Here is a 1,442-nt window from a genome sequence, read left to right as displayed (position 1 = left end):
GATATTTGCTTTGCGGTCGTTGATGGTACGGGTCAGCTGTTGGATTTTAATCTGATCGCCTTTTTGTTTGGCCGCATTCAGCTGGGTTTGAAGGCGGATAATAGCGGTTTGTTCGTTGCGAATTTCACCTTGTAATACCTGTTTACGTGTTTCTTTAGGTTTGGGTTGTGGTGCAGCAATGGTTGCAGGAATGGTACGAATCGGTGCTTTGCGGCGGATGTCTTGCTGGCTATTTTGCTTGGCCTGGCGTTTCTGTATGCTGTTGCGTAGGAGGATATTCAGACGCGGATTAGCAGCTTCGGCAGTATTGGTAACGCCACCGCTCGGACCATTTAGCAGAATTTTGATGTCGTTATCGACATCTTTATCGTTGAAGAGTGCATCAGTGGTTGGTCCATATGCTTTGGGCAATGGGGTTTTGGTAGGCTTCGTTGGAATTGCTGCTGCCGCTGGTATGGGTTCGGTCGGCTTGACCGAGTCTGTCAGTGCGAAAATCTCGGTTGTAGATCCTGTTAATATATTGGTTTTGTCGGACGATGCAGAAGAGTTTTCAGCGTTAAGTGGTTTGGTTACTGTTTTTTTAATATTGGTTGTGCGGTTTATCGATGTTTTGGAAACAGTTTGTTCTGTGTGTGTAACTTCAGTTTTGGCCGGTTCTTCGGCTGTTGTACTTTTTGCTGTCTTGTTGTCCAATGGCTCCAAATCTAGAGAATGATTCAGGAATTGGGTGGTGGTAGCTTGGTCAGTGTGCACGTTCAGGGCGGCGAGAGTTTGGGTAGATATCTGCTCAGTATGAGGAGAGAAAAAGCTATCCGATCTATGACTTTCCTGAGGGGTAGTTTGTGCCTGAGTGATAGGTGCAGAGGGGTATATTTGAACAACAGGTGTGGTATTGAATATGGCGAAAGTATTAACGGGATATTGCTTGGTTTCAACAGGAGCTATTGCCGTTTGTGTTTCTATAACAGGAACATAGTGATCAGCCGTTGATCTAGTAGTTTTTTGGTTTGTTACTTCTGTTTTATTGAAAATGTTCTGTGTTCCAACCAATTTCGGATCTGTTTGTTGTTCTGTAAGAGTCGAATTCAAATTTAGCTGCTCAGTGTTTGTTTGAGATACATTTGTTTCTACTAGGCTGTACGAATCGGTAACGCGGCAGGTATTGTTGATCTGGTGTGAGGTATAAACAGTGATGCCTTCAACATTGCAGACATACTCGGCAGCGTTGGCGGCGGCGGGGAGGGTCAGGCTGAGGGCAATGGCGGTTTTGCAGAAAAACGGTTTCATAAAAGCAATAGAATCAGATTGTTTGTTTAAAGTGTAATTATACTATGTACACTGTCAGCATCCGCCAACTTATTTTTAGGCGGTGTAAAACTGTGGCTGAAAGGTTGAAAATTGGAATAAAAGGTCTTAGGCCGTCTGAAACTTGTCATATAAAG

The 1,442-nt window shown here is 44.0% G+C and carries 1 protein-coding gene; it reads right to left on the bottom strand.

Going from position 1 to position 1,442, the window contains the following annotated elements; all coding sequences use genetic code 11:
• Positions 1-1,287, bottom strand: a 1,287-nt coding sequence (locus ACTHUM_RS14020) for a hypothetical protein (protein WP_440403173.1), incomplete at its 3' end; no start/stop codon positions are given.
• Positions 1,288-1,442: the final 155 nt, after the last annotated feature.

The sequence above is a fragment of the Neisseria sp. P0021.S006 genome (assembly GCF_051956895.1).
This window is presented reverse-complemented; position numbering and strand designations above follow the sequence as displayed.